Source organism: Eubacteriales bacterium (assembly GCA_041390245.1).
Classification (GTDB): Bacteria; Bacillota; Clostridia; order Christensenellales; family JAWKQI01; genus JAWKQI01.
In genome coordinates this window covers 1-26829 of record JAWKQI010000003.1, presented here as the reverse complement: position 1 = coordinate 26829, position 26829 = coordinate 1, and the positions used below count along the sequence as shown (strand labels likewise).

26 protein-coding genes, 1 tRNA gene and 1 riboswitch are annotated in these 26829 nt (G+C 37.6%); of the genes, 12 read left to right on the top strand and 15 right to left on the bottom strand.

The genetic code is table 11. The features are described from left to right. The first annotated feature begins 102 nt into the window (after positions 1–102). The 7 genes from speD (at position 103) to R2876_04425 (ending at position 6854) form a co-directional block, all read left to right on the top strand. Complete coding sequence (speD, locus tag R2876_04455) at positions 103–891, top strand: adenosylmethionine decarboxylase (GenBank protein ID MEZ4357865.1); 789 nt, start codon at positions 103–105, stop codon at positions 889–891. 3 nt (positions 892–894) lie between these two features. Beyond that, positions 895–2352 carry an aminotransferase class I/II-fold pyridoxal phosphate-dependent enzyme gene (locus R2876_04450; protein ID MEZ4357864.1) on the top strand — a complete coding sequence of 486 codons (1458 nt, stop codon included), beginning with the start codon at positions 895–897 and terminating at the stop codon, positions 2350–2352. 4 nt (positions 2353–2356) lie between these two features. After that, positions 2357–3208: a polyamine aminopropyltransferase gene (speE, locus tag R2876_04445; protein MEZ4357863.1), complete on the top strand. Its 852-nt coding sequence runs from the start codon at positions 2357–2359 to the stop codon at positions 3206–3208. After that, positions 3201–4052 carry an agmatinase gene (gene speB, locus R2876_04440; GenBank protein ID MEZ4357862.1) on the top strand — a complete coding sequence of 284 codons (852 nt, stop codon included), beginning with the start codon at positions 3201–3203 and terminating at the stop codon, positions 4050–4052. Before speE ends, speB begins: the two co-directional genes overlap by 8 nt. 28 nt (positions 4053–4080) lie before the next feature. Beyond that, complete coding sequence (locus tag R2876_04435; protein ID MEZ4357861.1) at positions 4081–5280, top strand: saccharopine dehydrogenase family protein; 1200 nt, start codon at positions 4081–4083, stop codon at positions 5278–5280. 4 nt (positions 5281–5284) lie between these two features. Beyond that, positions 5285–6418 carry a carboxynorspermidine decarboxylase gene (gene nspC, locus R2876_04430; GenBank protein ID MEZ4357860.1) on the top strand — a complete coding sequence of 378 codons (1134 nt, stop codon included), beginning with the start codon at positions 5285–5287 and terminating at the stop codon, positions 6416–6418. Between the two features lie 70 nt (positions 6419–6488). Then, positions 6489–6854, top strand: coding sequence for a metal-dependent transcriptional regulator (locus R2876_04425; GenBank protein MEZ4357859.1), 366 nt, complete (start codon positions 6489–6491; stop codon positions 6852–6854). Between the two features lie 39 nt (positions 6855–6893). Here R2876_04425 and R2876_04420 read toward each other — a convergent pair whose 3' ends face one another. From R2876_04420 to R2876_04390, 7 genes are all read right to left on the bottom strand, one after another. Next, positions 6894–7100: a heavy metal-associated domain-containing protein gene (locus R2876_04420; protein MEZ4357858.1), complete on the bottom strand. Its 207-nt coding sequence runs from the start codon at positions 7098–7100 to the stop codon at positions 6894–6896. 54 nt (positions 7101–7154) lie between these two features. Continuing rightward, complete coding sequence (locus R2876_04415; protein MEZ4357857.1) at positions 7155–10274, bottom strand: FtsX-like permease family protein; 3120 nt, start codon at positions 10272–10274, stop codon at positions 7155–7157. Position 10275: 1 nt separating this feature from the next. Then, complete coding sequence (locus R2876_04410; GenBank protein MEZ4357856.1) at positions 10276–10980, bottom strand: ABC transporter ATP-binding protein; 705 nt, start codon at positions 10978–10980, stop codon at positions 10276–10278. 95 nt (positions 10981–11075) lie between these two features. Then, entirely contained in the window at positions 11076–11738 is a 663-nt protein-coding gene (locus R2876_04405) for a DUF6580 family putative transport protein (GenBank protein MEZ4357855.1), read from the bottom strand. 28 nt (positions 11739–11766) lie between these two features. Then, positions 11767–13356, bottom strand: a complete 1590-nt coding sequence (locus R2876_04400; protein MEZ4357854.1) for an ATP-binding cassette domain-containing protein — start codon at positions 13354–13356, stop codon at positions 11767–11769. Beyond that, on the bottom strand, positions 13344–14201 hold the full coding sequence (locus tag R2876_04395; GenBank protein MEZ4357853.1) for an energy-coupling factor transporter transmembrane component T: 858 nt from the start codon (positions 14199–14201) through the stop codon (positions 13344–13346). The genes R2876_04400 and R2876_04395 overlap by 13 nt, the downstream gene beginning before the upstream one ends. Then, positions 14195–14668 carry a DUF4430 domain-containing protein gene (locus tag R2876_04390; protein MEZ4357852.1) on the bottom strand — a complete coding sequence of 158 codons (474 nt, stop codon included), beginning with the start codon at positions 14666–14668 and terminating at the stop codon, positions 14195–14197. The genes R2876_04395 and R2876_04390 overlap by 7 nt, the downstream gene beginning before the upstream one ends. A 96-nt stretch (positions 14669–14764) precedes the next feature. Next, a riboswitch (cobalamin riboswitch) is annotated at positions 14765–14956 on the bottom strand. A 93-nt stretch (positions 14957–15049) separates the two neighbouring features. Between R2876_04390 and R2876_04385 the strand changes: the two genes are divergently transcribed. Next, the gene (locus tag R2876_04385; protein ID MEZ4357851.1) at positions 15050–15220 is read left to right on the top strand and encodes a hypothetical protein; all 171 of its coding nucleotides are present in this window, start codon (positions 15050–15052) and stop codon (positions 15218–15220) included. A 19-nt stretch (positions 15221–15239) separates the two neighbouring features. Here the strand turns inward: R2876_04385 and R2876_04380 are convergent, their stop codons facing one another. The 3 genes from R2876_04380 to R2876_04370 form a co-directional block, all read right to left on the bottom strand. Beyond that, entirely contained in the window at positions 15240–15806 is a 567-nt protein-coding gene (locus tag R2876_04380) for a chromate transporter (GenBank protein MEZ4357850.1), read from the bottom strand. After that, on the bottom strand, positions 15803–16345 hold the full coding sequence (locus R2876_04375) for a chromate transporter (protein ID MEZ4357849.1): 543 nt from the start codon (positions 16343–16345) through the stop codon (positions 15803–15805). Before R2876_04375 ends, R2876_04380 begins: the two co-directional genes overlap by 4 nt. A 118-nt stretch (positions 16346–16463) precedes the next feature. Continuing rightward, entirely contained in the window at positions 16464–16838 is a 375-nt protein-coding gene (locus R2876_04370; GenBank protein ID MEZ4357848.1) for a hypothetical protein, read from the bottom strand. A gap of 247 nt (positions 16839–17085) precedes the next feature. Between R2876_04370 and R2876_04365 the strand changes: the two genes are divergently transcribed. The 3 genes from R2876_04365 to feoB all read left to right on the top strand — a co-directional run bounded on the left by R2876_04365 (position 17086) and on the right by feoB (position 19760). Continuing rightward, the gene (locus tag R2876_04365) at positions 17086–17295 is read left to right on the top strand and encodes a FeoA domain-containing protein (protein ID MEZ4357847.1); all 210 of its coding nucleotides are present in this window, start codon (positions 17086–17088) and stop codon (positions 17293–17295) included. A 24-nt stretch (positions 17296–17319) separates the two neighbouring features. Beyond that, complete coding sequence (locus R2876_04360; GenBank protein ID MEZ4357846.1) at positions 17320–17541, top strand: ferrous iron transport protein A; 222 nt, start codon at positions 17320–17322, stop codon at positions 17539–17541. Positions 17542–17621: 80 nt separating this feature from the next. Next, on the top strand, positions 17622–19760 hold the full coding sequence (feoB, locus tag R2876_04355) for a ferrous iron transport protein B (GenBank protein MEZ4357845.1): 2139 nt from the start codon (positions 17622–17624) through the stop codon (positions 19758–19760). 231 nt (positions 19761–19991) lie between these two features. On the opposite strand, the gene R2876_04350 is transcribed toward feoB, so the two are convergent. Next, complete coding sequence (locus R2876_04350) at positions 19992–21626, bottom strand: glutamate synthase-related protein (protein MEZ4357844.1); 1635 nt, start codon at positions 21624–21626, stop codon at positions 19992–19994. A gap of 370 nt (positions 21627–21996) precedes the next feature. Between R2876_04350 and R2876_04345 the strand changes: the two genes are divergently transcribed. Beyond that, positions 21997–22833 (top strand): arylamine N-acetyltransferase, encoded by an 837-nt coding sequence (locus R2876_04345; GenBank protein MEZ4357843.1) that lies wholly within the window; start codon positions 21997–21999, stop codon positions 22831–22833. A 35-nt stretch (positions 22834–22868) separates the two neighbouring features. On the opposite strand, the gene R2876_04340 is transcribed toward R2876_04345, so the two are convergent. The 4 genes from R2876_04340 to R2876_04325 form a co-directional block, all read right to left on the bottom strand. Next, entirely contained in the window at positions 22869–25001 is a 2133-nt protein-coding gene (locus tag R2876_04340; GenBank protein MEZ4357842.1) for an SIR2 family protein, read from the bottom strand. Between the two features lie 69 nt (positions 25002–25070). After that, positions 25071–26045, bottom strand: coding sequence for a DUF2806 domain-containing protein (locus R2876_04335; protein ID MEZ4357841.1), 975 nt, complete (start codon positions 26043–26045; stop codon positions 25071–25073). Positions 26046–26060: 15 nt separating this feature from the next. Beyond that, positions 26061–26570 carry a hypothetical protein gene (locus tag R2876_04330; GenBank protein MEZ4357840.1) on the bottom strand — a complete coding sequence of 170 codons (510 nt, stop codon included), beginning with the start codon at positions 26568–26570 and terminating at the stop codon, positions 26061–26063. A gap of 162 nt (positions 26571–26732) precedes the next feature. Then, positions 26733–26807, bottom strand: a tRNA-Asn gene (locus R2876_04325). Positions 26808–26829: the final 22 nt, after the last annotated feature.

Below are 26829 nucleotides of genomic sequence, written 5' to 3'. Positions count from 1 at the left end.
AACCACATCTTAAAGAGAAAAGTAAACTCAAGTGAACTTATGATAGCATTGTCACATTCACTTGAGTTTTTTATTTTGGGTAGGAAAGGTAGGGTTATAAGTATGAACGAGACATTAAAACTTTATGGCTTTAACAATTTAACAAAATCCTTAAGTTTCAACATCTACGATGTTTGCTATGCAAAAAGCGCGCGGGAGCAGAAGGACTATATTACATATATAGATGAGCAGTATAACTCCGAACGCCTGACAAATATTTTAAAAAATGTTACGGAAATGATAGGTGCACGAGTACTGAGCATCTCAAAACAGGACTATGAACCCCAAGGTGCCAGTGTTACTTTTCTTATAGCCGAGGAAAAGCTTGTTTCCTCACGTTTGTGTGCCCTTGAAGATTCCCCTGTACCGGAGACAGTTGTTGCGCACCTGGATAAAAGCCATGTAACAGTCCATACCTATCCCGAATATCACCCGGATACAAGTATAGCTACCTTTCGTGTTGATATAGACGTCGCTACCTGCGGAGAGATAACACCTCTTCATACTCTTGATTACCTGATAGGAAGTTTTGATTCTGATATAATAACGATGGACTACCGTGTCCGCGGATTTACCCGCGACATCAGCGGCAAAAAGCTGTTTATCGATCATAAGATTACGTCTATACAGGATTATATCAATGATAAAACGCTTCAGGAATATGACGCAATAGATATAAACATGTACCAGGCTAACCTCTTTCATACAAAGATGCTTATAAAAGATGTGGATCTTAAAAACTATCTTTTCAATACAGATGTCTATGAGCTGCCGCCTAAAATGAGACTTAATATCACAAACAGCTTAAGGCAGGAAATGATAGAAATATTTAGCGGAAGCAACGTATATTAAGGAATGGAAAAAATGAAAGACCAAAACCGCGCTCCGATAATGGAAGCCTTAAATAAATTTAAGAAAATGCGCGTTGTCCCTTTCGATGTTCCCGGCCATAAAAGAGGCAAAGGGAACCCTGAACTTATGGATTTTCTGGGCTCTAAGTGTTTATCCGTCGACATAAACTCGATGAAGCCTCTCGATAACCTCTGCCATCCGGTATCTGTTATAAAGGAAGCAGAGGATTTAGCCGCACAGGCTTTTAATGCGAAAAGTGCATTTTTTATAGTAAACGGCACCACTTCGGCGGTACAGGCTATGATCATGTCTGTCTTAAAAAGGGGCGATAAGATAATCATGCCCCGAAACGTACACAGAAGTGTTATAAATTCGCTTATACTTTCCGGTGCTGAACCAGTTTATATAAACCCACAGATTAATAACAGGCTTGGCATTTCCCTCGGCATGTCACTTAACGATATTAAGAACGCAATAATAAATAATAAAGACGCTAAAGCCGTTTTCGTTAATAACCCTACTTACTATGGTATCTGCTCTAACTTAACTGCTATAACTAAGTTTGCACACGCCCATGGTATGAAAGTTTTAGTAGACGAAGCGCACGGAACGCACTTTTATTTTGGTAAAGGGCTCCCTATATCTGCAATGGATGCCGGTGCCGATATGTCTGCTGTAAGTATGCATAAATCCGGTGGCTCCTTGACACAAAGCTCATTGTTGCTTTTAAATAATAGTATAGACGAAAGATATGTAAGCCAGATTATTAACTTAACACAGACAACCAGCGGTTCTTACCTGCTGCTTTCAAGCCTTGATATATCACGGAAAAGGCTTGCCATGGAAGGAAGAGAAATTTTTGCCAAGGTGGCAGAATTAGCTCAATATGCACGAGAAGAGATAAATCAGATCGGAGATTACTTAGCATTCGGCAAGGAACTAATTAACGGCGATACAGTATTTGACTATGACTTAACGAAACTTTCCGTAAATACTTTTGACACCGGGCTTGCCGGTATCGAGGTTTACGATTTACTGAGAGACGAATACGATATTCAAATAGAATTCGGAGATTTAGGAAACATCTTAGCTTATATTTCAGTCGGCGACGGATACCGTGATTTAGAGCGGCTTGTAGGTGCGCTGTCTGAAATAAGAAGGATATATAAACGGGACAAAAGCGGTATGTTAAAACACGAATACATTAACCCTTTAGTTCTGGTTGCGCCACAGGATGCTTTTTACGCACCTCATGAAAGTGTTGCCCTTAAAAGCAGCGCCGGCCGCATATGCAGTGAATTTGCCATGTGCTACCCTCCCGGAATACCGGTATTAGCTCCCGGTGAGGAAATAACAAAAGAAATCATTGAATACATTTTATATGCCAAACAAAAAGGTTCTTTTTTATTAGGAACACAAGATGAAAACATGGAGTATATAAACGTTTTGAAAGGAGATTAAATAAATGGAACTTTGGTTTTCTGAAAAACATACGAAAAACGTTAAACTGTCTATCAAAGTAGATTCCCAGATTATTTCTGTTAAAAGCGAATTTCAGCGGATAGATGTTTTCGATTCACCTGAGTTCGGGCGTTTTTTAACTCTGGATGGATATATGATGCTAACGGAAAAAGATGAGTTTATATACCATGAAATGATAGTCCACCCTGCCATGGCAGTACATAAAAATGTCAAAAACGTTCTCGTTATAGGTGCGGGAGATGGAGGCGCTGTACGTGAACTTGCTAAGTATGACTTTATCGAAAAAATAGATTTAGTTGAGATAGACGAGATGGTAGTTAACATATGCAAAAAATACCTTCCGCAGACTTCATGCTGCCTGGAAGATAAAAGAGTTACTATATACTATCAGGACGGGCTTAAATTTATAAGGAAGTGCGTCAATGAATATGATCTTATAATAATAGACTCAACAGACCCATTTGGCCCCGGAGAAGGGCTTTTCACCAAAGAATTTTACGGCAACTGTTTTAAAGCGCTAAAGGAAGACGGCATAATGGTCAACCAGCAGGAAAGCCCGTTTTATGAAGCAGATGCTCTTGCTATGCAGCGTGCACATAAGCGCATTGTAGAATCTTTTCCTATAAGCCGCGTGTATCAGGCACATATACCGACATACCCTTCCGGGCATTGGCTGTTTGGTTTTGCTTCCAAGATATATAGCCCCATAAAGGATTTAGATGCTAAAAAGTGGAATTCTCTTAATATAAAGACAAAATACTATAACACCAACCTTCATTTAGGTTCGTTCGCATTGCCAAATTATGTTGAGGAGATTTTGGAAGATGTTGAGTAAAAACATTCAGACCTTTTTAGGGTGCGACAATGAATACAGCAAATCAAATATCGTTTTATTCGGTGCCCCCTTTGATTCTACTGCGTCATATCGCCCTGGTGCGCGTTTTGCTAGCAGGGTGATGAGAGCAGAATCATATAGTATTGAGACGTTTAGCCCGTATCAAGACTTAGATTTAGAGGATATAAAGGTTTTTGACGCAGGAGACTTAGATCTTTGTTTCGGCAACACTGTCCTTGCTCTTAATGATATTGAAAAATTTACTCAAACGCTGATTTTAAGCGGGAAACTCCCATTGATGATTGGCGGCGAGCATTTAGTAACTTTAGGCGCTGTACGTGCTTTTGTAAAAAAATATCCTGATCTTCACATAATACATTTTGACGCGCATGCAGATTTAAGAGACGATTATTTAGGAGAAAAACTTTCGCATGCAACTGTCTTACGGCGAATTTGGGAATTAACTGGAGACAATAAAATCTTTCAGTTTGGTATACGCTCCGGCGATAAATCGGAATTTGAATGGGCTGCCCGTCATGTAAGTATGCAAAAGTTTGATTTTAGCGGGCTTTGCGATTTAATATTAAAACTTAGCGGCAAACCTGTTTATTTAACGATAGACTTAGATATACTGGACCCTTCGGTTTTCCCCGGGACAGGGACTCCGGAAGCAGGCGGAGTTTCGTTTTTAGAGCTGCTAGATGCTATTTTAAAGGTGTCAAGTCTAAACATCGTTGGATGTGATTTAAACGAGCTCTCACCAACTTACGACCAAAGCGGTGCTTCGACAGCAGTTGCGTTAAAAGTACTTCGTGAATTGATTTTAGCTATCAGTAAAAAATAGATTTATATTACTTTAAGGAGAATTAAAAATGGGAAAAGCCTTGATAATCGGCTGCGGCGGAGTTGCCAGTGTTGCCATCCACAAATGCTGCCAAATAAGCGATGTATTTGAAGAGATTTTGATAGCGAGCCGTACAAAGAGCAAGTGTGATGCTTTAAAAGAAAAGCTGAAAGGCTCTAAAACAAAGATCTCAACCAGAAAAGTAGATGCCGATAATGTGCCAGAGCTTATAAAGTTGATAAACGAATTCAAACCAGACATAGTCATGAACCTTGCTCTGCCATATCAAGACTTAACTATTATGGATGCATGTCTTGCAACTAAAACAAATTATTTAGATACTGCAAACTACGAGCCTCTTGATACGGCTAAGTTTGAATATAAATGGCAGTGGGCATACCGGGAACGCTTCCAACAAGCCGGAATTACAGCACTGCTCGGGAGCGGGTTTGACCCTGGCGTCACCAGTGTCTTTTCTGCTTATGCACAAAAACACTATTTTGACGAAATAAATTATATAGATATTTTAGATGCAAACGCCGGAGACCACGGATATCCTTTTGCTACAAATTTCAACCCTGAGATAAACATAAGGGAAGTCAGCGCCAAAGGCAGCTACTGGGAAAACGGAAAATGGATTGAAACAGAGCCTATGGAAATAAAGCGCGTTTACAATTTCCCTGAAATAGGCAAAAAGGATATGTACCTATTACATCACGAAGAACTTGAATCACTGGCATTAAACATACGCGGCATAAAACGCATAAGGTTTTTTATGACTTTTTCCCAAAACTATTTAACGCACTTAAAGTGCCTTGAAAATGTGGGTATGACGTCTATTGTACCAATAGAATTTGAAGGCAAAGAAATAGTTCCGCTTCAGTTTTTAAAAGCAGTCCTTCCTGACCCTGCATCTCTTGGCCCAAGGACAAAAGGAAAGACAAATATAGGATGTATCTTTAAAGGCATTAAAGACGGCAAGGAAAGGACCTATTATCTATACAACGTATGCGACCATCAGGAATGTTATCGCGAGGTGGGTTCGCAGGCTATTTCTTATACGACAGGCGTACCTGCTATGATAGGCGCAATGATGATTATAACCGGCAAATGGAATAAACCCGGTGTCCACAATATAGAAGAATTCGATCCGGATCCGTTTATGGATGCTCTTAACAAATGGGGGCTTCCTTGGAAGGAATCCTTTGACCCGGAATTAGTGGATTGATAAAATGAAGCTGAACTTTGATTTAGCGGCGTTGAAAACTCCCTGCTATATAGTTGATGAAACGCTGCTTAAAAAAAATCTTGAGATATTAAAGCAGGTCTCAGATAAGACTGGTGCTAAAATCTTGCTCGCACAAAAGGCATTTTCCATGTTCTTCTTTTATCCGCTTATAGGAAAATACCTAAGCGGAACTGCTGCTAGCGGGCTTTTCGAAGCAAAGCTAGGGCACGAGGAAATGGGTAAGGAAACTCATATATTTTCCCCTGTATATCAAGACAGCGAATTTAATGAAATTGCCTCAATATGCGACCATATAATATTTAACTCCTTTGCCCAATGGACCAAGTTTAAAAACCGGGCTTTAAAATCAAATGCAAAATGCGGTATACGGATAAACCCTGAGTGTTCTACTCAAAGCCACACAATTTACGACCCGTGTGCACCATTTTCACGCCTTGGAGTTACTATAAGCAATTTTAGAGAAGACCTCTTAGATGGTATAACCGGCCTTCATTTCCATACACTTTGCGAACAAAATGCAGATGATCTTAAAAAGACTCTTAAAGCCGCAGAAGAAAAATTCGGCAAGTATTTATATTATATGGAGTGGATAAACTTTGGTGGCGGCCACCATATAACAAGGCAGGATTACGACATAGACACACTTAACTCCTGCATAGAGTATTTTAGGGATAAGTATAACCTTAGCGTTTATTTGGAACCCGGAGAAGCCGTAGCTTTAAACGCCGGTTTTTTAGTATCGACTGTGCTTGAAACTTTTGATAACGGCCTTAGCATTGCTGTTTTAGATACCTCTGCTGCCTGCCATATGCCGGATGTACTGGAAATGCCGTACCGGCCGGATATCATAGGAAGTGGCATACCCAACGAAAAAAAATATACTTACCGTTTAGGCGGGCCTACTTGTTTAGCCGGGGATATAATCGGCGATTATTCTTTTGACAAACCTTTAAATGCAGGTGACAAGCTAGTTTTTTGCGATATGGCGCACTATTCTATGGTTAAAAACAACACCTTTAACGGTATAAACCTGCCGTCTATATATGTTGTTAATAAAAACGGCACCACCCTCATTAAAGAATTTGGCTACAATGATTTTAAGTCAAGGCTGTCTTAAAATAAATTTGAATGTTTTTTAGCAATATGCTAATATATTTTAAGATAATAACAAGAAGTGAGTTTATTCAATGCATGAATCCGGTGAAAACTATTTAGAAACTATTTTAATTTTAAAGCAGGCCCATTCAAAAGTCCGCTCTATTGATATTGCCAAAAAACTAAATTATGCTAAGCCTAGCATAAGCCGTGCCGTCAGTATACTTAAGAAAAATAAGCTTATTACTGTCAATGGAGACGGCAGTATAGACTTTACTCCCGAAGGAGAAAAAAAAGCAAACGAAATCTACGACAGGCACTGCCAGATAGCGGAGTTCCTGATGAAAACCCTAGGCCTTGATTCGGATACTGCGCATGCTGATTCATGCAGGATAGAACATATAATAAGCCAGGAAACTTTTAGTAAGATAAAAAAATATTTAAATGAACATAAATAAAAAAAGGCATGAAGTCTCATGCCTTTTTTATATTTATACCTACTTGACAGCGGCAACACTATACCCAGCATCTATGACCGCATTTACTACTTCGTCCATATCGACGTTTTCATCCACTTCTAAGCGTGCCAGTTTATTGTTTAAGTCCACTTTTGCACTTACACCTTTTATTGCATTCAGTGCCTTTTCAACTCTGTCGCTGCAATGCGAACAGGACATTCCCTCAATAACCAACGTCTTTTCCATAGTTTAATATTCCTTTCCATTTTATTTTTATATGATGTTCAATCTTTGGTTTTATTATTCTGGCGCTTTTAGCGACTCTACCATATTTATCTTTTTAAGTTTATGGTAAACTATGACCCCAACCAATACAGAAAATACTGCGGTTAATACAGCTGACCAGACAAAACTTAAAGCTTTTATTTCACGCGAGAACATAATTATGTCCACCTCGGCCGTCCTAACGACAAATGTATGCAGCGCTATCCCTAAAAACAGGCCTAATATTATCCCGATTATAGTTAATATCGCCGCCTCTGTGTATATATATGAGGCAACCTCGCCATCGGTAAAACCAAGTACTTTAATAGTTGCTATCTCAGTCTGCCTTTCCGAAATATTTATATTTATCAAGTTATAAAGTACTATAAACGCAAGCATCCCCGCAGATATTATCAAAACAAGTACGACATAATCGATGCTTTCCAATATATCTTTAAAAGATTTGCTTATATCAGCAGTAAACTGGACTGAAGAAACATCGTCTATCTTAAGAAGCTGTGTGCTTTCTTTATCCCTTGCTTCATCTGTATCGGCAGTGGATTTGGCCATTATCATAGAATAATTAAGAGAAGTATTGTACGCGTTTTCATAACAATCTTGCGTCATATATACATAGTTTCTTACGTAATTTTCAGTGATGCCCCCAACTGTAAAAGTTGCAGATTCATCATCGCTGTTTGTTATTTCGAACGTATCCCCCGCACTTAAGCCAAGCTGTTCGGCAAATTTCTCCGTTACAATAACTGTATCATCGTCTCCAAATGATACCTCCCCATTATCAGTTCGGTGTTTAAACGTTATAAAATCTTCAAGCTTGCTGTCATCACTGGGCACTATTAAATAAAGTTCTTTCTCAACACCGTTATTATCAGCATTTGCACTTTGCTGTGAAAAATAAAGGTAATCGCTGGTTATATCCTCATCCTCAAGTATTGTTTTTAACTCGTTTGGAGTTTCGGTACCGTCATCTAATCCTATTACTAAGTTATATTTAAAAATATCATTAAATTGATTTGTTACTATATCTTTAATAGAATCCTTAAGCCCAAAGCCCGTTAACAAGAGGGCACAACATCCGGCAACTCCTATAATAGTCATAAAGAAGCGCCTTTTGTATCTTAGTATATTTCTTGCGGTTATTTTTTGCTTAAAGTTAAAAGCTCGCCAGAGCGGCTTTATATATTCTAAAAATACGCGTTTACCGGCCTTTGGAGCACGAGGCAACATGAGCATTGAAGGGCATTCTGATAAGTTGCTTAAGCAAGCTAAGACTGTTGCCCCTGTCGTACATGCAATTGCCGCAATAGACGCTATCAAAGCATACTGCAAATGGAACTCTACCTTAAGTTCGGGGAGTACGTACATCATGTCATACGTCGTCCAAATTACCGAAGGCAATATCCAAAAACCTAGAGCCAGCCCTATAACAGACCCAACTATACTTGCAACACCCGCATACAATACATATTTAAGTATTACACTGCCGTTACTTAAACCAAGGGCTTTTAGAGTCCCTATCTGCATACGCTGTTCATCTACCATCCGTGTCATAGTCGTTAATGAAACCAGTGCCGCCACTAAAAAGAACATTATCGGGAAGACAGTTGCTATTGCTGCTATTTTTTCTGTATTTCCGCTAAAGCTTACATAGCTTACATTGGAATTCCGGTCTAGGATATACCACTCAGGCATTTCAATGTTATCTATGTCCTCCTGCGCCTGGTTTATCTCATTAAGTGCGGTATCCAGTTCTCTTTTAGCTTCAAGTTCCGCGTTATTATATTGAGCTTTGCTTTCATTAAGTTCATCTTTTGCATCGTTTAGCTCCTCCCTACCTGTCTCTATCTGGGAAAGCCCTTCTTCAATCTGTTTTTCAGACGCATCAAACTGCGCATTTGTAGTGTCTATCATCTGGTTAAGCGCAGTTTCATCGCTTATAAGCGCAATCTCTTCGCTAGTAAGCGAAGATACTGCCGCATCGTACGTGGCTTTCAACTGCTGGTAATTGTCTACAATCGCCTGCTGTTCCTCAGTTAAAGCCGTGCCAGATTCCTGCAGGGCTATTAAGCTTTCAGCATCTGGCTTTAATAAATCTAACTGCTGTTTTAACTCTGCTAAATTTTTAAGGGAGGCTGTTTTTTCATTAAAATCTGAAATATTATTGTTAAGCTCTTCTTTTACACTTAAAAGGCTTGCTTCATTTTCATCTAATGTATTTTCCTGCGTTTCAATTTCTGCTTCAGCTGCATCTAGTTTCTTCTTCGCGCTGTTTAATTCTGTGTCGCTTTTTTCTTTGGCCTCATTATATTTTTCTTTTGCATCACTTAATTTCGCATTTGCCTCATCTAAGATTTCAGTGTATCTGGTTTTCTCGCGGCTGCCTTTTATATTTTCGATGTTATCCTTTAACCTGTCTATTAAGTCATCATAGCCTTCAGTGAATGCATAAATATCCTGTGTACCCGATGCCGTTACATATATTTCCGTATAACAGCTTAAATTAAAGGCATCTTCAGTTGTAAAAATTATGATACCAATACTGCCATTTCCTATATCAGTAGTCTCTGTTTCGGCAGACATATAATAAGAACTGTCTACTGTGCCTACTACTGTAAAAGTCTTTGTATTAAATGAATCCAAATTGTCATTTTGGTCGCTTAAAGTTAATGTGTCGCCTATATTTATTTCAAAGCTCTGTACACTTTGCTCTCTTAAAACGCACTCTCCTGCATTCTCAGGCATTCTTCCGCTCTTTAAAACTACCCTGTTTTGATATCCTTCATTATCTTCAGATGTATCGTCTGGTAAACTGTGTATCCTGGCCGCCATCGTTTCGTTAGAATTATTTGACACTAGTGCATCTAAGGTATAAGAAGGCATAGTAGCCTCAACCCCTGCGACGTTTGAAACAGCGCTTACGTCCCCTTGAGTTAAGCCCATCGTCGATACTATCCTTAGATCCATCATGTTAAGTTCACGATAATATGAATCGACAGATATCTTCATGTCAGGGGCGGTAGCCATCAGCCCAGCTAAAAACCCTGTCCCAAGCGCAACAATAGCCAAAATTGCCAGAAATCTGCTAAAGCTTCCTTTTACTTCGCGGAAAATATTTTTTGAATAAGTCTTTTTCAACCTACCATTCTATCCTTTCGACGCTAAGAGGATTCTCATTAATAATTATATCTTTTACTTCCCCGCTCTTTATCTTTATAATTCTATCCGCCATACCCGTAATAGCCTGGTTGTGCGTTATTACTATAACGGTCTTTCCCATTTCCCTGCAAGTGTCCTGCAAAAGTTTTAATATAGTCTTCCCCGTTAAATAATCAAGTGCCCCGGTAGGTTCATCGCAGAGCAGTATCTTTGGATTCTTCGCAAGGGCACGCGCTATTGCGACGCGCTGCTGTTCCCCGCCAGAAAGCTGTGCCGGAAAATTATTGAGCCTATCTTTTAATCCTACTTTTTCTAAAGTCTCTTTTGCATTAAGCGGCTCTTTACATAATTCCGCCGCTAATTCCACATTTTCAATAGCGGTTAAATTCTGAATCAGGTTATAGAACTGAAATACAAAGCCCACTTCGTATCTGCGGTAGAAAATCAGCTGCTTTTGGTTGTAATAGCTGATTACATTCCCGTCTACCGTGATATCTCCTTCGTCGCATGTGTCCATTCCGCCTAGCATGTTCAAAACCGTTGTTTTTCCTGCACCAGAATGGCCGACAATAACGACAAATTCACCTTTGTCAATCGAAAAAGTAACTTTATTTGCCGCCGCTATACGATTTTCACCCATGGTATAAAATTTAGAAACCTTGTTAAAAGTCACAAAATCTTTCAACTTCATATCCTGCCTTTATGATTTATATACCCTTTAAATCTTATTATTATATCATATATGATTGTAAGTTCTTTACAATTATTTTAAACTTTTTATTAAAAGGTATTTTTGTTCATTATATCGTATTTTTGTTTTATTCTAAAAAGCCTATTTTTCCAGGGAACTAAAATTAAAATTAAGAAAAAGAGTGAAGATACAGCAAATGATATATCGAAAGGAAGAGCCAAGGCATACGCTGCCAGTGCGCTCTTTATCGTAATAGGTGTTATAAAAGAAAATATGTACCATGTGTTTAATAAAAAATTGCTTAACATGGCTGCCATTACACTAAAAATATATATATAAAGATTCTTTTTAAAAAATCCTGAATCGTTTAATACTCCGGCCAGATATCCGACCATTCCCCATGCATACATCTGCCATGGAGTCCATACCCCCTGGCCTAAAAACATATTGGATATAAGCGCACTTAAAGCTCCTACTAAAAAACCGCTTTCCCGCGAAAAACAGATCCCTGCTATTATCGCTATTGCCAGAACCGGTTTAAAATTGGGGATTGCAACAAATATCATTCTTCCGGCAACTGAGAGCGCAGTCAGGCACACTATTGGCATTAAGTCCCTTGCCCGAATATGCTTAAACTCAAAAAATGCAAAAAAAGTTATGAGTGCCGTAAGTACAACTAAGAGGCTTAAAATAGAAGTCTCTTTTAAATTTAATATGGCAAAAAGCGTTAGTACTATCGGAACGGCTAGCATCGTTACCGTTTTTAATATTTTAAGCAGCTTATACATATTCTAAAAAATCCTTAATAGTAACACAGTTATCAAGTATGCCTCTGGTTATGCGGTTGACCTGTGTTGTATAAAAATTATTGCCTGCAAAGAATTCTTTTGTCTCACTTGAGCAGATTATCTCCCCTAAAAACATCATTGCGCACCTATCTGCGCATTCAGCTGCAAATTCTAGATCGTGAGTGACTATAACTACTGCTTTTCCCTTTTTGCAGAATTCTTTTAAGATGTCTCTTAAATTTATCTTTGAAAATGCATCTATTCCCTTTGTCGGTTCGTCCAGCATCAACACGTCTACTTCATGCAGCAAAATCTTAACGATCGCTGCACGCATAAGTTCTCCGTCGCTTAAGTCATATGGATTTTTTCCTAAAAGGTGCGTCAAGCAAAACCGCTTAACTAAAGATTTCGTCTTATCTTCATCGCCGGCAGCTTTAAATAAATCCTCTTTTAAAGTATCACACATAAAAAACGATTTTAAGTTGCTTGTTAAAAGGGCCACTTTTAAATCCTTCCTCTTCTTTACGCTTCCCCGCTGCTGTTTAAATACCTGGCAGAGCAAGTTAAGTGCCGTTGTCTTGCCGCTGCCCATACCACCTACTACAGATAATATCTCATTTTCATATATATCTATGTTCAATCCTTTAAGCGCAAAATTTAAATCTCTGTCATACCTGAACCAAACGTTTTTTGCGCTTATTAGAGGCTGTTTTTTTTCTTGCTTAATTCTGGGTATATCTTTTATTACATTTTTGTCTGCCATCGCATGCCTGGCAAGCATACCCCTACCTTCGCATACGCTTATAGGGAATTCATCTGAATTAAGTATATGGGCTATCTTAGAGGCTGCCGGGAGTGCGGCATAAAAATCGTCTTTCTCATTTAAAATATAGCTTATAAATCCCCTTGCACTTCCAAAAAACCTTTGCCCGCCTTCTTCCATAAATAAGACGTTGTCTGCCATCAAAAGCACATCCTCTAAATCGTGTTCGGATAATATAACAGTCATCCCAAGTTCTAAATTTATACGTTTTAGTACCTGTAAAAACTCTTTGGATGCAATAGGGTCTAAGTATGCCGTCGGCTCATCTAATACTAATATTTCCGGCTGCATAACAACTGCAGAAGCTAAATTCAATATTTGTTTCTGCCCGTCTGAAAGTGAAAAAGTGTCTTTTTCAAACCAGGAATCTATACCAAAAAAACTAGATACTTCCGAAACGCGCCTGCGTATGATTTCGCTTTTAAACCCCAAATTTTCAAGTCCAAATGCGAGTTCGTTTTTAACACTGTCCGTAACTATTTGCTCCTCTGGGTTTTGCCTTACAAACCCTATCTTTTCAGCTGACTCCTTAAAAGATATGCTATCTAAGCTTTTTCCCCCAATAAAAACTTCACCTGTTCTTTTTCCTGTAGGAGCTATCTCTTTTTTTAAGTTCCTTAAAAGCGTCGTCTTACCGCTACCGGATTTTCCGCATATCAAAGTAAACGACCCGCCACTCAGCTTTGCATTTAAGCTGCTTACAGCCTTTGTGCCATCGGGATAATAAAACGACAGGTTGTCTATCTTTAAATCTTCCATAAAATACTCTCCTTTATCTCTAGCAAAAGCGGAAAAACTAATAGTATGATGTACGGCAGGTAGTATAATATAGGCTTGCTTATATTAATTAACTTCGGATAAAAAGCAAAACCTTCATCTAATTTTATAAATAAAAAGGCATTTGCTAAAATTAAAAAGGCCAAAACTACGACTGCTATATAATCGTGGGTCCTAAAGCGAAAATCCGAATAAGAAGTACGCTTTTTTACTCCAAAACCGCGGCATCGCATAGAATCGGCAGTTATTATACTTTGTTCCATTATATCGTACATAAGTACCGTCGTCTTTTTAACTGCGCCTTTTGCGCTGTTTCTTTTTCCTCCTTCAACTGCTTTTGAGAAACTGAATATCCTAGTTGCCTTATATTTAATAAGCGGGATAAGCCGCATTGTCATAGAAGTCATAAGTGAAATAGTCGGAGAAATTTTTTTAAATAAATATAAAAACTTATCGTTTAACATAATAGCGTTATAACACGAGAACCATATAAAAACAGAGCTGATAACGCCCGCCTGGCATACTCCGTAAATAATAGATTCTTTTGTAATCGGATTGTCAAACAGATAAAAAAGCACCGTTAGCCCCCTATGATTTAATAGGGGGTTAAACAGTGCGATTATCAAAAACATAGGAAATGCAATTTTTAATGTCGATATAAAATGCCTTGAGCCATTTAAGTATATCGAATAGATACTGCCGCAGACAAGCGATATCAATACAAGACATGGATTTAACGTAAGCATTGTAAAGATAAGCGCTGCAGCAATGTATATAAATATTACTAAAGGGTGGTATATATTAAATATATGGCGTATTTTTACCATGCCCCTATATCTGTACCTCCGTCACAAGTATATATAAATACCAAAGCGTCTCCCTCTTGAACTTCATATTCAGAACAGCTTACCTGAACATATTCTCCGTTGACGCTGTACATCCAGCCTGAGTAAGAACCTATATCACCTTCTGAAAGTGAATTTATGCCAGTTATATAGACAAAACCAGAAGCATCTGCCTTTACAACCGGAAAGTCGTTTTGCTGTGCCACGTCGCTTAAAACGTCATATGCCGTTTCGCCTTCGCTAAAATTAACTGTTGTCTCCGCCAGCATAACGCCGTCACCGGCTCCTTCATATCCTGCTTCACTAGCTGTAGTTGCATCTATAGTTATAGTACAGCTTAATAGATTTTCATCGCTTGTTTGAGTAGACGAGGATGAGCACCCTGCAAAAATAGCGGCTACAAGCACCATTGCGACAAGCAAACTTAAGATTCTTTTCATCTTTTTCATTTTATTTCTTCTCCTTAAATCAAAATAAAAATAAATGCCGCCTCGTCGCAAGGACAAAATTTTTTAAAACAAAAAAGACAATCTTTCCCTCCGAAAGACGAACAAATCTTCTAAGGCAGGTCTTCCGACTCCGGGCCTAAAACAAGAGTGCGCCTTCCCAACAATTAAGCCAGTGGCTGATACCTAAATCGGCACTTTGCATATCCCGTTACGGCAGCGGGGGCTGTGTTTGATTTTCACAAACTTCCCTATTAATCCGTTTGAGGAACCTAAAAAGTTTCATTATTTTTTTATATTATAACATATAGTTTAATTTATTTGCAAAGAATATTTAAGGATAAAAATTTTATCATTTGAGATACTAATTTAAGAGGTGATTTTATGGAAAACAGCAGCTTTATAGATGATTTTTGGGGGTGGACATCTGAAATGCGCGATTATTTCACTGCCCTTCCGGGAATCGTTAAAAGAAGCGTTATTGAAAGCGGGGTCAAATTTAATTCACTTGAGGATCTGAAACAAAAAACTGCACATTTAAAAGACAACGCATAACAAAGTGCGTTGCTTTTTTTTAAAAACTAAATACCATTCCTATCACAGCTGAAAGAAGTATTAAAAATATCGGATTTATTTTTTTAAATTTAATCAAAACAATTAATACAGCTATTGCAAGCAGAATAGCTTTTAAGTTTAATAAATCAAGCAAAAGGCCTGTACTGCTAAATAAGTCTATATTAATTAAAGACATAGTTACAATAGTATAACCCGCTGCGGCTATCAGCCCCGTTGAAGCTGGGCGTATACCATAAAAGACAGACCGAACTATTTTGTTCTCATTATACGATTTTAAAAACTTTGCCACTATAAGTATTAAAATTACAGACGGAGCTACCAAACCAAATGTTGCTACCACCGCTCCTAATATTCCCTTTGAAGTAAACCCGACATATGTCGCCATATTGATGCCGATGGGGCCTGGAGTAGATTCTGAAACTGCAACCATGTCTGCAAGCTGCTGGTACGTGAACCAGCCTGTCCTGTCTGCTATGTCATATAAAAACGGAATGGTTGCAAGTCCGCCCCCAAATGCAAACAGCCCCACTTTGAAAAATTCATAAAATAACTGGAGGTAAATCATACTTTCTTACCTCCTCTACTTTTTACGGCGATACCGGTAACCGCTGCTAAAATAACTACGATGACAGGAGATACATCCATAAATGCCACTGATATGAAAACACCAAAAAAGATTACTGCTGTAAAAATATCTAAAACAGAATTTTTCCATAGTTTTATGACAGCATTTGCTATAAGCGCACATACGCATGCCCTTATACCCACAAATGCACTTTTTACTATAGGCAGATCGGAAAAATTACTTATAAAAGTTGCGACTATCGTTATCACTAACAAAGATGGAAAAACAACGCCCAAAGCTGCAGTTATACCGCCTAATACCCCTTTAATTTTCCTTCCGACAAAAACAGCCACATTAATGAAAATAATACCCGGGGCACACTGCCCTATCGCATAATAGTCAATTAATTCTTCATTTGTGACCCAGTTCTTCTTCTCAACTATCTCATATTGTAAAATAGGAAGGTTGGAGTAGCCTCCGCCAAAAGACACCAAGCCTATCTTGACAAAAGTTAAAAACAGATTAGTAAGCTGCTTCATTTGTTGCCTTTCGTTCATTTATTAAAAATCTTATCTATTATTATATATCAAAAATATACTTTTTTTAATTATTAATTTTAAACAAAATAAGCAAATTAAAAAAGCCTTTCAGGCTTTTTTAATCTCTGTAATCTATGCCTAAGACACCGTAAGAATTTTTATCGATATAAACGGTTATAGGCCCTAGTAAAGCATCATCAGTAGTATTAAACGTAACCATATATGTGTCTTTATCATTTATATTCACCTGCCCATTAAGGCCACCGATAACATGGTCTTCGCTGCATTTATATCCTTTAACTTCTGCACTTTCATAATTTAAAACTGTATCCTTTTCAGCATCGCTTAAATAATCATATGCTATCTCTTTGATTTCGCTTTCTGATTTTACAATACTGGTTTGCGCTGCATTACTGCCTGCTTCTTGATTTTCACACCCTGTAAAACAAAGGATTAAAATCACTATTAAAAAAAATGGGATAAACTTTTTCAAGTTTTTTGCCTCCTGGTATCTTTATTCTTAATATAAGACGTTTAAAACTAAAAATTGTTCTTTTAAGTAATAACACTTTAATATAGATTTTACTATAATTTTGTTAAAATTTTTTATTAATTATTGACAATAAAATCATTAACTGCTATAATCTAATTGGTTAGTGATTGCTAACCAAATTATTTGGCAGTTAAGTTAGCCAGAGCTAACCCGATTGCTTAAATCAAATAGAAAGGATTAAAAGAATATGCCTTTAAGCATGGCTAAAATCGGAGAGATAAACTCCATAAAGAAAATAAGCGGAAAAAGCAACACAAAGCGCTTCCTTGAGACTCTTGGTTTTGTTGTAGGCGAAGAAGTCTTTGTCGTAACCGAATTATGCGGTAACATTATAGTAAATATAAAAAATTCAAGGATTGCTATAAGCCGTGAAATGGCAAATAGAATAATAGTATAAATTTTGAAAGGAGTTTAAAATAAAATGCAGACATTAAAAGAAACAAAATGCGGTTCAACCGTCACTATTGTTAAATTAAACGGAACTGGTGCTGTTAAACGCAGGATAATGGATATGGGAATAACCAAAGGATGCAAAGTATTTGTGCGCAAGGTGGCGCCTTTAGGGGACCCTATTGAAATCAATATCCGCGGATATGAATTAAGTTTGCGCAAAGCCGATGCAGAAATGATAGAAGTAATGTAGTTGCAGAGGTTGTTATCTCTGTATTTTTTAGGGGGATTTGGTTAGCAAAAGCTAACCAGTATAGTTTAGGAGGAAAAATCATGTCAATAAAAATTGCACTTGTCGGCAATCCGAATTGCGGCAAGACTACAATGTTCAACGCATTGACCGGCAGTTCTCAATATGTCGGGAATTGGCCGGGCGTTACAGTTGAAAAAAAAGAAGGAAAATTAAAGGGCTGCCCCGGGGTCATGATCATGGATCTGCCCGGAATTTATTCGCTTTCGCCCTATACTTTAGAAGAAGTTATCGCACGTAACTATTTAATGGATGAAAAACCAGACGCTATTATAAATATCGTCGATGCTACTAATATAGAACGTAATTTATACTTAACTACGCAGCTAAAAGAACTTGGGATACCGCTTGTTATCGCGCTTAACATGATGGACGTAGTAGATAAATCAGGTGACAAAATAGACATTGAAAAACTATCTGAGGAGCTCTCATGCGATATTATAAAGACATCCGCCCTTAAAGGATATGGTTCAAAAGAAGTTGCCAAAAAAGCAATAGAACTTTCCGGCAGTAAAAATATCAGCGTTTTGGAAGACTGTTTTTCAAGCGATGTAGAAAAAGCGCTGCTTGAAATATCTTCTTTAATCAAAGGCGACGTAGATGAAGATATGGTGCGTTGGTATTCTGTTAAGCTCTTTGAAGGCGACAAAAACGCTACGTCGAAATTAAAATTAAGCGAAACAACCAAAAATACAATCAGCGGCATTATAAATAAATGCGAGGCTGCTTTAGATGATGACGGCGAAAGTATCATAACAAATGAACGATACGCTTACATAAAAAAGATACTTAAAAATTTCGTTAAGAAAAAAGATACTAAGATGTTAACAACATCGGATAAAATCGATAAAGTCATTACCAACCGCTGGCTTGCGTTACCTATTTTTGCAGCCGTAATGTTTTTGGTTTACTATATCTCGGTATCGACCGTAGGCGCATGGCTAACAGACTGGACTAACGATGTGCTTTTCGGCGAAATAATCCCGCCTGCCGTTGAGGGATTTCTTACCTCTATAAATACTGCAAATTGGCTCTCCTCTCTAATCCTTGACGGCATCATAGGCGGCGTTGGCGCAGTTCTTGGGTTCTTGCCACAGATGCTCATTTTATTCCTGCTTTTAGCCATACTAGAAGACTGCGGCTACATGGCGCGGATAGCTTTCATCATGGATAGGGTATTTAGAAAGTTCGGCCTTTCCGGAAAATCTTTTATACCTATACTAATCGGAACAGGCTGCGGCGTCCCTGGTATCATGGCTGCACGTACTATAGAAAACGAACGGGACCGTAAAATGACTATAATCACTACAACATTTATACCTTGTTCTGCTAAGCTGCCGATTATAGCTTTAATAGCCGGCGCCTTGTTCGGCGGTGCATGGTGGGTGGCACCCAGTGCTTACTTCATAGGGATCGGGGCCATTATAGTATCCGGCATAATATTAAAGAAAACCAAAGCCTTTGCAGGCGAAGCGGCACCTTTTGTTATGGAGCTTCCGGCATATCACATACCGGGCACCAAGACTGTTTTAATACATATGTGGGACAGAGGAAAATCCTTTATCAAAAAAGCCGGAACGATCATATTTATTGCCTGCGGAATAATCTGGTTTTTATCAAGCTTTAGCTGGCAGATGGAAATGGTCGATACGTCTGAATCTATGCTTGCGGTCTTAGGCAGTTTTATCGCTCCTGTTTTCGCCCCTCTTGGCTGGGGTACCTGGGAACCTTCGGTCGCAACCATTACAGGTTTAGTAGCTAAGGAAAACGTAGTTGGAACTTTCGGTGTTTTATACGGAATAGAAGTTGTTGCAGATAACGGGGCTGAGATATGGTCTAGCTTGCAGGCAGCATTTACACCTTTGGCAGCATTTTCGTTCCTGGTATTTAACTTACTATGCGCTCCATGTTTTGCTGCTATCGGTGCTATCAGGCGTGAAATGGGTAACTTTAAATGGACGATATTTGCAGTTGGCTATCAGACTATATTTGCTTATGCAATATCGCTTGTAGTATATCAGATAGGTATGCTCATAACCGGCGCAAACTTTGGAATTTGGTCTTTAGTATCTGTAATCTTATTTGCGCTGATATCATATCTGCTGTTTAGGCCAGGGAAAGTTATCGGCGGAAAATTAATTAAGGAAGGTTTACAATGTTAGATTTTATAATAAATAATATTGCAACTATATTATTAAGCTTAGGCCTTCTTACATTATTTATACTGGCTATACTTAAAGTAAGAAAAGACAAAAAAAAGAGCCCTTGCAGCTCGTGCAGCTCATGCGGAGGAATGTGTACCGGGTGCCATGATTCAGGTAATAGCAAACCTCATTAATTATAAAAAGAGCATTGAGAAATTTCTCAATGCTCTTTTTATTTCCTGAAAAATATTATTCAAGAATCTTCTTAGCATTTTCATCCTTTACGTCTGTAATAAACGGTATTCCCGTTTCTTTCTCGGTCTCTCTGTTTCCTGAGAAAATATCGCTTCTTGCTATCTCGCTTAGCTTAAATTTTCTTGCTCCTGCCATAAGCTGCTGCAATCCGCATCCTAGTTTATCTACTAATGTAGTAATTGCTATTGCACCGTATGGAATGTTCTTCATTTCATCACTACCTACTTTTTTAAGTACATCATGATATCCTGCAAAAATCTCATCCGCCGATGCCCCAATAGCTGTAACAGACGTTGGAAGCTTATTCCAGTTTCCATTTATAGCTTCTCTCCTCTCAGGTTTTAAAACGCCTTCAATATTAGAACCAAGGAACCCCGGGATCATCATTGCTCTGCCCATGCAGATCATTTTTACAAAAGGAGCGCCTAACGCCAGCGCCTTAAAGATATGATCTTCCCGTGCAAGGCCGCCTGCAAAAGCCATATCAACTACCTTTTCACCTTTATTAGCAAGTATACTTGCATATTCATATGCTTTTGAATGCAAAAGCAAAGACGGAACACCCCAAGACTCCATCATGTTCCAAGGGCTCATTCCCGTTCCGCCGCCAGACCCGTCTATTGTAAGCAGGTCCAGTTTAGCATCTGATGCATACTTAATTGCCATAGCCAAAGCTTCCATTCCGTAACTCCCGGTCTTTAGAGATATCCTCTTAAACCCTAGTTTGCGAAGCCGTTCAACCGAGGCCATAAAGCTTTCCCTTACCTGATTAACAGAAGACATATCAGTATAACCTAATCGGCTGTGTCTTGCAAAGGATTTAATAGCTCCGCTCTTAAATGCCTGCTGAACCTCCGGCTTTGTCGGATCTGGGTCTACCACATATCCCCTGTTCTTAAGGAAAATAGCATAGTCTAAATCTTTTACCTGGATCTCTCCGCCTATGTCTTTGGCTCCTTGCCCCCACTTTAGCTCTATAATCACCTTATCGCCATATTTGTCGATAACATACTCTGCAACGCCGTTATTCGTATCTTCCACGTTCATCTGCACTATAATAGCACCATAACCGTCGTAATATTTTAAAAATACGCCTATGCGCCTATCCAGTTCCGGGGCTTTTACTATCTTGCCATTTTCGATAATAGCTGCTTTATCTATTCCGACAACATTTTCTCCAATAACTATAGGAAAACCATTAAGCGCCGCGCCAATGGCAAAAGATTCCCAATACTTAGCGGCAATAAACGTCGAGCCAAGCGCGCCCGTCATTAACGGTACCCTTGATTTTGTCTTGATCTCCCCTCCAAATTCCGTTTCTATCGATACGTTTGGAAAAATACAATCGTCAGCAGAATTGGTAAGGTTATTTGTTATCCCTTGCGCCCCATAATTATAGCCGTTAATTCTAAGCGAATCATAAGATGTGCCTAATGGGTTGATGTTGGAACTTCCCGCAGTTACGGTACCAAAGTCCCTTGGATATAGCATTTTTCTTCCTAGCATACTAGAAAGAAAGGTCTCACATTTGCCCATGCAATCCGCACGGCAAAGGGTACATAGCCCCGATTCCGCAGCATCACCGCGATTTACGGTTCCTAGTACATCGTTAGTTTTTGAGTACAGCATTTTTTATCCTCCATCTTATTTTTTTGAAAAGTAATATATCAGATAAAATTCCCATATTTATTTAAATTTATGAATTTAATAAGTTAAAGTTATAAGCTCAAATAATTTATTTATAAAGATTATATAAATAAAGCATTTAAAGTTTAGCACATTATAGATAAATATACAATAACACAAAAATAAGCTTTTCTCTATCAATTCTTAGAATTTTAGCGATAAATTGAATGTTTAAATTAATTTAAATATTAAGATATTTAAACAACGGCCAACTTCAATCTTTATTTAATATTTATATGTATATACATGATGTTCTTTATGTGTTAAACTTACTTTGTTTTGAAATTGGCAAAATCTTAGGAGGCAATAATCAATGGACTGGACCGGATTTTACGAACCAATACCCGACGTAGACGCATACTTAAAACGCATTAATATAAAGAAGCAAGAACCTTCACGCGAATATCTAGACGCACTTGTTTTTGCCCACCAATGTTCAATCCCTTTTGAAACACTAGACGTAACAGATTACCGCCGACCGGTTTCACTCTTAACAAAAGACATGTTTAATAAAATTATAATAAGAAAACGCGGCGGCTACTGTTTTGAGTTAAACGGTTTATTCGTCCTCCTTTTACAGTCCCTTGGCTTCAATGCATATTCCTGTCCCTGCCGTATGCTCATGACAGACGACCCTGTCCCAATGCCGGCGACACACCGTGCCAGCATTATTAAGCTAGATAATGAACTATTGTTCTGCGACGTAGGGTTTGGCGGGCCAATGCCAGCCGGCAGCTTGATATTTAAAGAAGGTATCGAGCAGACAGTTAAAGGAGAAACGTTCTGGTTTAATAAAGAATCTGATTACTGGTATACGCTAAACCGCAGGACATCAGGTAAAACCAAAGTTGATACTGCAGAGCTTTACCGCCCGGAGGTGAAAAATAAAGTAACTACTCTGTCTTTGCTGTCTGTTACTCCTCTAAATTATTTACCGGTAGATTTTTACGGCCCCAACTTGGTTAGATGCACAGGAGAATCGGCTTTCCCTATGCGAACTGTTGCACTGAGAAGGCCAGATGGATACATTTCACTTATAGGAAACACTTTTACAGAAGTAAAAGGCTCTTTGCGTACTCGAATTTCTGTAACCGAAGAGGAAGCAAAAGAAATCCTGCGTACAAGATTTCACTTAACTCCTGAACAATAAAAAAGCAGGCACTTTATGCCTGCTTTAATAACTTTTTAAGCATTCTTATTTAAGATAACATCTGGCATTTTTTCCGCGATATCTTCTATCACGTCCTGCTCCTGTTCGCCTAAATCGCACAGATTTAAAAGCACATTAGCCGCTTTAGTAACTCTGACTAGATAAGGGTTATCTTCTTCTCCCTTTATAATACGCCTTGCCCTCTCTTTAATCACATTCTTTAAAACTAAAAGTAAATAATCTATGCATTCCTTACTTAAATCTAATTTCTCAACGTTATTTTTTTTAAGCATAAACTTAAATACATCCGGTTCTATATAACTTGTGATTATGAGCATATCTTCCTTGTTAAGCCTGAAGGCATCGCATTTTTCCCTCTGGCAATGCGGAGACTCAAAAAATAACATAGTATCTATATAAGCCCCGAGCAAATGTAAATAACGTGATATATTAAAATCACCGGTTAAGCACCCGAATGTGTAAACCCCGTTACTTATAAAATATTTAACTGTGTCTATTATCCTGCTTCTTAAAATACTAAAACTGTCGTCCTTTACATCGAACCATTGCATATCCTCTTCATTAAAGGCACTGTATTTCTGCATTATTTCCATAGAAGATATGGCCCAGGCGGCATAAAGCTGTGTAAACTCAAAAGCCAAATCGCAAAGCGGCGTTATGTATCTTTTCTCATCAGATGATAAAACATCGACTATCTTTTTGGGAAGTGCTATGTTGATTATAAATTGGCTGGCATTGTGGGCAAAAATCACCTGCTTGGCATAGTTTTCTTCAGCTATACTGCTTTCGATTTCCATAAGTGTTTTTTTACTGCCAGGATCTCCAACAAACATCTTCAAATATGCAAGATACAGTTTATCAACAGTTCCTGATTTTATTTTTTCATGTATAGTTTCAAAATCTCTTTCAACTATTGCATTAAATAAAGTCTCGTCTTTTCCCTTTTTATCTTCAAGTATTATCTCAGTGCTTTTAGATGTACCCGCTATTACTATCTTTATAACTCCGGCCTTTATAAGAATCTCTTTTATAAAGTCAGCTTCACTATCGCCTAGCCCCTTCTCACATACATTTATAACGACAGCCATCGCCTCTGAATACTTAACAGTATCACGGCTGCAATAAAGCACCCCATCTATTAGTTTATAAGATAAAGAATCGCCATCCAGCACGTCTAATATATCCTCAAATATAATCCTGTCTAAATTAGAGAAAAACTCAAGCTTTTTGCATACGTAGCTAACCATATTAGATGTTGGGTTGCCGCGTATTATATATCTAACAGTGCGGAGGACGTTCTTCCCAAGCTCGCTTGACATCTCCTCTGCCTTTAAGTTTTTAACTGCAGCCGGCAGAGATGCTGCATCTATTACATAAATATTTTTAGTTTCAAAATACTTCTTGTCAAATTTGGAAAGAGGTTTTATGTCCGGATTAATAAAGAAATGCGGACGTCTTATGTCTTTATCCATTTTATAATTTAAAACTACGTTATCAACCCAATTCATGATAAGTTTTAAGTTATAATCGTTGACTCCGTAACCTACAAACAAAAAAGTATGGTCTATTAAAAGGGCCTTTATAAAAGTCTCTATTAATATATGAGAACTAGAGTAATTTAAATAATCGTCTTCTTTTAACACTATACTGTCAAACTCGTTTATGTCTCCGTGCATCTTTATCAAAAGGTTGTTTTGGCTGACAGATATAAGGTCCTGGTCTTTTCTTATAAAAGCATAGTGATTTTGCGTCCTGCTTTCTATTATCTTCCTACCCGTTTCCCTTATTGAAAACTCTATAAGGGTATCAAAATTAGTAGTTATAATATGGTGTGGTTTTAGTTCAAGAATTTTATCTATTATCTTGTTCGTCTTTTCCGGAAGGAAACTGTAATTATCTTCAATAGTTTCTTTATAAGCCTCAGGGTCTGACTGGCAAAAATATTGGGGTATCCTTAAAAGCTCATCGTTGCTGTATCGCTTGTCAGACGGGTCCTCGCTATACTTTATCTTTTTATCCATCTCACGGATTAATTCCTGCCAGGGCTTATACCCGGAATTACTGGATACTCCCGCGCCGATAAAGACAACCAACTTATTTTCAACGTTTGCTTCTTTAATTTTATCTATCATCTGGTTTATTCTCATATAAAACCTCTTTAGGTATTAAAATAACGTTATTAAATATTGGTCTTAACCCTAATGCATACATGTAACTTATAAATATTTTAAAGGTTCTCTATAAAATTTTTTCCCTTTTGGATTTATGTCAGAATAAATCTCTGCAAATGATAATTTTACATTTTGTTTATTTAAGTCTAATGCTATTTCTTTAAAATAGTTAATACTCTTTATATGCGGATTGTTTATTGTTAACAATTCCTCTCCAACGGTTGTATATTTGCATATAGAAAAACTAACTGTCTTATCTATGTTACTTTCTAAAAATATAAACCAATTATTATATTTAGCAAACATAGTTGGCTTGTTTTTGCAGTCTAAAGACAACACTAAATCTCGGCTTAAAAGTCCTATATCTGCTAAAGCAACAATGTCTAAAAAATTGATTCCAAACTTACTTAATAAATCATCGTCTTTGTAAATATAATGATATTTTTGTGATAAATTTTTAATTGCATAAGCTGAGACCTTATGAAATATTTTTGCTTCTTTTTGTGATATGCTACGTAAAATTTCTAAAGTTCTAAGAGAAAAAGATCCTGGCTGTTTGATTTCGCCAGATAAAATAGAACCCCAGATTATTTGCATTTCGTTATTACTTACTTCACCTGCATAATTAAAAAATCTTGTTATCCAATCTTCATCGACCTTATCATTTGATACCTGTTCCTCCTCTTTAATTTTCAAATATGCTTCCGATATAACATTTTCGATATTAATTTGTTTTTTAATTTCTTGAAACTGAACACGATCTTTCATTCGTGAGAATATTGAATCAGTGTCTGAAGCATCTAAAGCTAACTTTTCCTCTTTATACGTAACAGGGATAATCGGATTTTCCGAAATTGCTTCGGATAATATTTTATATGCTTCTGCATTAGCTCTTGCCATTCTTGAAGTGTGAATAGGTTCATAAATTTTACCAATGCCGACAGCGCAAACTTCGATCAACTTTACAACAGGGGCAGATAAAGCTTTAGCGGCTTCTGAAATATCTTTCATCTCATTCATAGAATATTACCTCAATTATTTAAAAAGTTTTGATGAGAAATCAACTTCATATTCGGGTTTATACTTTACGTTAGCTAATTTATATGCTGTTACACAATAATAAGGGGAATTATGGTCTAATGGATTAAGTCTATTTATATAGTCCCCAACTTCATCATGTAATTTAAAAGAGTCAACTTGATTTGTTGCATACAACTCGATAAAGTCATCGTAGAACTTTTTATCTAAAGATGAAACTCTCTTTTTTGCAAGCCGTTTTTGATGGATTTTATTAATTCTTTTTGCTTCTCTATCTGGTACAAATTGATTTATAAAAAGCAAGCATTTCATTAATTCTTTAAATTGTTCTTTTTCTAATATAGGATGCTTTATCATATATGCCATATAAATTTTATAAGCACTTAAGACTAACTGCTTACTTGAGCTTTTTAATAAAGAAATTGGCCTTACAATTCCACCATTTGTACCAATACCAAGCGCATAGATATATTGATTAATAGTTTCTTCAGCTTCATAAACATGCATGTTACTTTCTCCAAAAAGAATTATATATAAAGTATATCACTAATTTTTGGCAATTACTATCTATGCCATAGTAACATTATTTATTTCCCTGTACATAATATACGTCTCCCTAAACCCCACATAAACGCATTAAAAAAAGCCATGTTTTCACATGGCTTTATATGGCTCCCCAGGTAGGGTTTGAACCTACGACCCTTCGGTTAACAGCCGAATGCTCTACCGCTGAGCTACTGAGGAACGCGCATATATAAAAATTGAA